The 6,062-nt window shown below is 72.2% G+C and carries 7 protein-coding genes; 2 read left to right on the top strand and 5 right to left on the bottom strand.

Annotation, left to right across the window (positions count from 1 at the left end; all coding sequences use genetic code 11):
• Positions 1-148: 148 nt before the first annotated feature.
• Positions 149-493, bottom strand: coding sequence for a hypothetical protein (locus ACFWYS_RS08825; RefSeq protein ID WP_384765122.1), 345 nt, complete (start codon positions 491-493; stop codon positions 149-151).
• A 101-nt stretch (positions 494-594) separates the two neighbouring features.
• Between ACFWYS_RS08825 and ACFWYS_RS08820 the strand changes: the two genes are divergently transcribed.
• Positions 595-984, top strand: coding sequence for a VOC family protein (locus ACFWYS_RS08820; protein WP_384765120.1), 390 nt, complete (start codon positions 595-597; stop codon positions 982-984).
• 135 nt (positions 985-1,119) lie between these two features.
• Here the strand turns inward: ACFWYS_RS08820 and ACFWYS_RS08815 are convergent, their stop codons facing one another.
• Positions 1,120-2,040: a ketopantoate reductase family protein gene (locus ACFWYS_RS08815; RefSeq protein WP_384765502.1), complete on the bottom strand. Its 921-nt coding sequence runs from the start codon at positions 2,038-2,040 to the stop codon at positions 1,120-1,122.
• A gap of 89 nt (positions 2,041-2,129) precedes the next feature.
• Here ACFWYS_RS08815 and ACFWYS_RS08810 point away from each other — a divergent pair, with 89 nt between their 5' ends.
• Positions 2,130-2,363, top strand: coding sequence for a DUF2277 domain-containing protein (locus tag ACFWYS_RS08810; RefSeq protein ID WP_384765119.1), 234 nt, complete (start codon positions 2,130-2,132; stop codon positions 2,361-2,363).
• 77 nt (positions 2,364-2,440) lie between these two features.
• On the opposite strand, the gene ACFWYS_RS08805 is transcribed toward ACFWYS_RS08810, so the two are convergent.
• The 3 genes from ACFWYS_RS08805 to ACFWYS_RS08795 all read right to left on the bottom strand — a co-directional run bounded on the left by ACFWYS_RS08805 (position 2,441) and on the right by ACFWYS_RS08795 (position 5,786).
• Positions 2,441-3,061 carry a DedA family protein gene (locus ACFWYS_RS08805; protein WP_384765118.1) on the bottom strand — a complete coding sequence of 207 codons (621 nt, stop codon included), beginning with the start codon at positions 3,059-3,061 and terminating at the stop codon, positions 2,441-2,443.
• Positions 3,062-3,338: 277 nt separating this feature from the next.
• Positions 3,339-3,776: a DoxX family protein gene (locus tag ACFWYS_RS08800; protein ID WP_384765116.1), complete on the bottom strand. Its 438-nt coding sequence runs from the start codon at positions 3,774-3,776 to the stop codon at positions 3,339-3,341.
• A gap of 90 nt (positions 3,777-3,866) precedes the next feature.
• Positions 3,867-5,786, bottom strand: coding sequence for an FAD/NAD(P)-binding protein (locus tag ACFWYS_RS08795; protein WP_384765114.1), 1,920 nt, complete (start codon positions 5,784-5,786; stop codon positions 3,867-3,869).
• Between the last annotated feature and the right edge of the window lie 276 nt (positions 5,787-6,062).

The raw sequence follows: 6,062 nt of genomic DNA, 5'->3' as shown, positions 1-6,062 counted from the left end.
GTCTATTGGTTCGGGGGTGCGTTGCTCGGGGTTGGCGCGCGGGCATACAACGCTGTTGGCGGGGGTTCCCAACCCGCCGCCCCCCCCCGGGTACCCGCCCCCCCCCGTTGCGGGGGGGGGACCTCGGCGTATCAGCGCTCCTTCTCCGCTAGCTCTCTTTCTCCGCCGTCGCCTCATGGGCGTGCTTCAGCTTCGTGCGGGCGTCGACGCGCTCCGCTCCGGCCATCTCCGACCAGTAGCGGTGCCCGCTGACGAACACCGCGAGCTCGTGCTCGCGCCGCCGGAGCTTCTCCACCTCGGCCTGCTCGTCCCGCGTCCAGCCGGGAGAGGCGGGGCGTTCGACCTTGCGCCAGCCGTTGTCGTCGCTGAATCCGTCCAGGGGCACGACCGACCAGGGAAGCCGCCTCAGCAGAGCCGACAGCTCGGCCCGGACCTGATGCAGCTCCTCCTGGCCGGCTAGGAGGTCACTCGGAAAGTCATAGGACGTAGCCACGGCGCAATGCTACGCCTGTTCGATTTTGGGTGGCGACCGCCTTTGGGCGGTTCATGCGAACGAGTGTGTGGGGACGTTCTGCCCCTGAGACGATCGAGGGCATGGCGGACTCCTTCATGCAGGTCAATGCCCTCATCGTCGATGCCACCGACCCCGAGCGGCTCGCCGCGTTCTGGTCCGAGTTGCTCGGCAGGCCGGTCGTGGGCCGCACGGGCCCGTATGTGTGGCTTCGGCGGGAGAACGGCCTCGGCCTGGGCTTCCAGCAGACCTGCGAACCCAAGACGGGCAAGAACCGCATGCACTTCGACATCACCTCGCCCGACCCCGCGGCCGAGGAGCAGCGGGTGGAGGCGCTCGGTGGGCGCCGGCTGGGGCAGTACGACGACGGGGGGTTCCTGGTGATGGCGGACCCCGAGGGCAATGAGTTCTGCATCATCCCTGAGGGCTCCTTCGAGCTCGATGACGAGGGGCGCGCGAACTACCTCGGCTAGAGGGCTGTTGGCCGCGTCGTCGGAAGTCAGGGCGGGGTCAGTGCCGACGGCCTGCTGGCGGCCGGAGGCCGTCGGCGCTGTGTTCCTTCAACTCGTGGGACCGAACCGGCCCGCTGAACGGTCCGGAGCGGGTGGCTAGTGGCCGGCCTGCCTCAACTCCCCTACCAGGCGCGCCGTCACCGGCGTAGCCACCTCGTGCTGTTGTGCCGCGCGGAGCAACGCGCCGCCGATGGCGTCCAGTTCGAGGGGGCGGCCCGCTTCGGCGTCGCGCTGCATCGACGACTTCGTACCGGGCGGGAACGCGTCGTAGCGGGCGAGGGCCTGGGCCGGGTCGGCGGGGCCGCCGCAGGCTCGGCTGACGGCCGCCGTCTCCTCTGCCACGGACGTCAACTCCTCGCGGTGGACGGTGCGTACGTCGCCGAGGGGGAGGGCGTGGCGGGTGGTGAGGAGGGCGAAGGGGGCCAGGAACGACATCTTCGCCCAGAGGGCCGCCGTCTCGTCGGGGAGGACGCGGGTGGTGGGGCCCGCCGAGTCGAGGGTCGCTGCCAGGGAGGCCAGGCGGTCGTCGGGGACCGCGTCGCCGGTCAGGTCGATCTCGGCGAAGGGGCTCGGGTGCTCGATCTCCCCGGCCGCCACGCGCGTCGACTCGGCGCGGATGGCGGCGGGGGCCACCCGGTCGGCGCCGTATCGGGCGCGGAGGGGGCGGGGGTGTTCCACGCCGTTCAGGAAGGGGACGACCAGGGCGTCGCCCAGCGCCTCGGGCGGGACGCGGGTCAGAGCGGTGTCGAGGGCGGTGGCCTTGACCGTGATCAGGCAGGCGTCGACCGGCTCGCGGAGTTCGGTGTCCGCCTCCACCTCGGCCGTGAAGTCCCCGAACAGGCCGCTGCGGACGCGGATTCCGGTCGTACGCAGAGTCCTGGCCGTCTCGTCGCCGGCCAGGCAGATGACGCGGTGGCCCGCCCTGGACAACAGTGCGGCCAGCAGACCGCCTATGCCGCCCGGGCCCAGTACCGCCACGCTGAGTCGGTCGTTCGCCGTCGTGCCGTTCGCCGTCATGCGAATCCTCTCGTCGGTCGACCCCTGAATGGTGGCCGCCTCTGAGGTGATCATGGCAGACAGCGCCCTTCTCGGGGGAGACTGGACGCATGTGCCGCAGCATCAAGACGCTCCGTCCGCCCGTGTTGCCCGAAGAGGCGACGGAGGAAGAGATCCGGGCCGCCGCCCTCCAGTACGTACGCAAGGTCTCCGGCTTCCGGGCCCCGGCCGCGCACAACCGCGAGGTCTTCGACCGCGCCGTGGACGTGATCGCTCAGGCGACGGCCGAACTGCTCGACGGACTGGAGGTGCGGGGGGCCGCGGTGGCGCGCAAGGCCGGGTGACCTCGGAGGGCGGGTCACGTCGGAGGCGGGTGACGTCGGAGGGCGGTCACGCCGTAGGGCGGGGCAGGCAGCGCCCCCTACGCCGGCCCCCGCCGCACCAGATACGTGGCCACCGCCCCCGCCCCGAACAGCGCTGCCACCGACACCCCCGTCGCCAGCCATGTCGCGCCCAGCCACTGGGCGCCGAAGTAGCCGAGGGCCACGCTGTAGACGGCCCAGGTGAGGCCGGCCAGGGCGGACCAGGGGAGGAAGTCGCGGGCGCTGCGGTGGGTGGCGCCGGCGCCGAGGGAGACGACCGAGCGGCCGGCGGGGGCGAAGCGGGCGAGGACGACCAGGGCGCCGCCGCCCCGGGCCAGGGCGGCGCCGAGACGTTCCTGCGCAGATGTCAGGCGGCGGGAGCGGGCGATCGCGCGGTCCAGTCGGGCGCCGCCGCGCCGGGCGACGCGGTAGGCGACGAGGTCGCCCAGGACGGAGGCCGTCGCCGCGCAGAGCGTGAGGGCCAGGATGTCCGGGACCTCGCCGGGCACCTCACCGGTCGCGGCACCCGAGCCCGCCGCCGCGGCCGTCGCCGCCATGATCACCAGAACGCCGCTGGGCAGCACCGGCAGGAACACGTCCAGCAGGATCGACAGCGCCACTACGACATAGATCCATGGGCTCGCCGTAAGCGAACCCACATCCTCGAAACCCTCCAGCACCGCAACTCCCCGTTGACCCCCGTGGCCAGACCGTGCCGCGATGTCGCGGGGGAGCGGCAGGGGCGGCCTATGACAGCCATACAGCGTACGCCGGGCGTGTGACAGGAGATTCATCGGGGGCTCGTGTGTTCGGTACAGGATGTTCACTCACCTGCACCGGACCGACAGGCGACGGCGCCCGCACCCGCGTGAGCCTCGCGGGTACGGGCGCCGTCGTGCCGGGCGGCCGCCGTACGGGGACGTTGTACGGGGCCGAAGGGCCGCAGGGGCTGAGCCGTCAGGCGGCGACCGGGGCCTGGTCGGCCGTCGTCGCGCCCTGCGTCCCGGTGCGCTTGGCGAACAGCCGGTCCAGGCCGAACGCGCCGGAGCCGGTGAAGATCAGCAGGAACATGGCCCAGCAGTACATGGCGGCGCCTTCGCCCTGGTTCTCGATGGGCCACAGGGCCTGCGGCTGGTGGACCTTGAAGTACGCGTAGGCCATGGCGCCGGAGGCTATGAAGGCCGCGGCGCGGGTGCCGAGGCCGAGCAGGACAAGGCTGCCGCCGACGAGTTCGATCACCGCGGCGTACCAGCCGGGCCAGGTGCCGGCCTGCACGGTCTGGCCGCCGAACGTGCCGAAGAGCGAGTTGGCGCCGTGGCAGGCGAAGAGCAGGCCGACGACGATGCGGAACAGGCCGATGGCATACGGCTGGGCGCTGTTCAGGCGTCCGGTCATGTGGGGGACTCCTCGGTCTGGATGCTGGCCGTCCCTGGAAAGAACGGCCTGGGGACGAGTACTGATCGGTAGGGAACACGTTAGGTAGCCCTAATCAACACTTGCAAGTTCAACATTTGGCCAGACTTCGGCCTCGGCAGCCCCGTCCGCCCCGGAAACAACCGCACGTAGCGCCGCCCTCGCCACCGCATCCGCGTCCGAAAGAGTGACCGAATCCACACCTGGCCGCGCCCCCGCGGCCGTCACCCAGTGCACACCCTCCGTGGGCACCCCGAACGCGAAGCGTCTCGGATGCGTCCGGCCCTGACGGTCGATCAGCCGGTACGGCCGCGGCGTCACGTCCAGCCCGCCGGTCTCGTAACCGTCGACGGTGTGCGGGCGGCACTGCCCGGTCTTCAGCAGCCGGGCCAGCAGGTCGTCGGCGCTGCGGCGCAGGTCGGGTTCCGGCAGCCGCGCCTCGATCAGAGCCGTCGCACGGACCGCCGAGCCGGGCACCTCCGGGGAGTGCGCCACCCAGGCCCCCTCCTCTTCCCGCACGTCCAGCCGTGGCCCGAGCACCTCCACCACCCCCGCCTCCATCAGTGCCACCAGTTCCTCGACGCGCCGCCGGGGCGGGCCGATGGACAGGAAGGCGTTGAGCGGGGTGTACCAGCGGTCCAGGTGGTCCCGGCGGGAGGTGCCGGTGAGGCCGGCGTGGTCGACGATCAGCCGGAGTTCGTTGCGCAGGTCGCGCAGCACATCGAGGGCCGACTTCAGCGGGCCGTCCACATTGCCCCGGGCGGCGTGCACGGCGTCCTCGCGCAGATACGCCAGCAGCCAGTCGCGCCACTGCCCCGGATCGGCGAAGTCCTGCCCCGTATACGGCCGGGAGACCCGGTCCCAGCTCCAGCGCTCCCCCTCCGGCACACCGAACTCGTGCAGCAGGGCCGCCTCTTGGGGGTCGCGGTGCGGGAGGGCCAGGAAGCGTGCGGTGAACTCCGGGCGCCGGGCGTCGGCCGGTATCAGCGCCGTGTAGTACACCGCCTCCACCTCCTTCGCCACCAGCGGCCATATCTCCGTGAGGAAGTCCGGCGCCTCGCCGGAGTCCGCGCGCTTGCGGAAACCGGCGATCACCTCGGGCGTCAGGACCAGCGGGAGATGGCGGCCGTACGGCCCCTTCGCGTTGTCGCCGCGCGCCTGGTAGGGGATGCCGCGCCGGGAACCGGCGTACAGCCGCGGCTCGTTGCCGGACGGGACGTACCGCAGACCGGGGCCGTCCTCGGACTGGACGAAGCGGCCGCCGCGGCCGGTCGTCAACAGGGCCATGTGGTCGAAGAAGTTGAGGCCCAGGCCGCGCAGCAGCACCGGCTCACCGGCGGATATGGCGCAGAGGTCGACGTCGGCCGGGTTCGCGGGCGCCACGTAACGCAGGCCGTGGCGTTCGGCGTACGCCGTGAGGCGGCGCTGTGTCATGTCGGCGGCCGTCGGCAGATGGCCCTGGGCCAGCACCACGGCGGACAGGCCGGGCAGGGTGCGGCCGTCGTCGAGGGCGAGGGCCTGGCGGCCGTCGGGTGCGTGGTCGAGGCGTATCGCGCGGGCCGTGTGTGTCTCGACGCGTATCCCGGGCGGCGCCTCGCGCACGACCTTCGCGAACACCCACTCCAGGTAACGGCCGTAGTGGGCGCGGGTCGGGTACTCGTCCGGGCCGAGCGTGCCCGTCGCCCAGTCGTGCAGGCTGGGGCCCGGCCGGATCGGGCCCGAGCAGTCCACGCTGTCGTCGGTGAACAGTGTGACCTGCGAGGACACCGTGTTCATCAGCAGCTCGGCCGACTGCGCGGTCCGCCATACCCGCCCGGGTCCGGGCGGCGCCGGGTCGACCACATGGACCGTGAGGCGGGCGCCGGGCGGCAGGAGTTCGGGGGCGGAGGCGCAGAGGCGTTCCAGGACGCTGGTGCCGCGGGGGCCGGCGCCGACCAGGGCGACGGAGACCGTGGGGGAGTCCGGGGTCGGTGCGGAGGTCGGTGCAGTCAAAAGGGTGACTCCCGGGCGTGTGGGGCGCAGTGGAGCGAGCCGCTGGATGGAAGCGGACGGTCCGGCTCATCATGCCGTCGGGAGCGGGGGTGACCGAGCCCGGGGGTGTGTGAGTGTGGGATGCCTCACAGGTATCGCGGGTGAATGGGGGGCGAGTTCGGACTTCGCGGGGGGTTTGGGGGATTTGAGTGCGTTGGCGGCTGCGGGTGGTTCGTGGTTGCTCGCGCAGTTCCCCGCGCCCCTGAAGGTGCGTCCACTGCACGCCCTCAAGGCTGT

It is taken from the genome of Streptomyces sp. NPDC059010 (assembly GCF_042740355.1).
GTDB lineage: Bacteria > Actinomycetota > Actinomycetes > Streptomycetales > Streptomycetaceae > Streptomyces.
This window is presented reverse-complemented; position numbering and strand designations above follow the sequence as displayed.

What these genes read in the sequence shown, in the direction of transcription:
- ACFWYS_RS08810 (WP_384765119.1), top strand. Translation starts at nt 2,130, where the DNA reads ATGTGCCGCAGCATCAAGACGCTCCGTCCGCCCGTGTTGCCCGAAGAG.
- ACFWYS_RS08800 (WP_384765116.1), bottom strand. Translation starts at nt 3,776, where the DNA reads ATGACCGGACGCCTGAACAGCGCCCAGCCGTATGCCATCGGCCTGTTC.
- ACFWYS_RS08820 (WP_384765120.1), top strand. Translation starts at nt 595, where the DNA reads ATGGCGGACTCCTTCATGCAGGTCAATGCCCTCATCGTCGATGCCACC.
- ACFWYS_RS08815 (WP_384765502.1), bottom strand. Translation starts at nt 2,040, where the DNA reads ATGACGGCGAACGGCACGACGGCGAACGACCGACTCAGCGTGGCGGTA.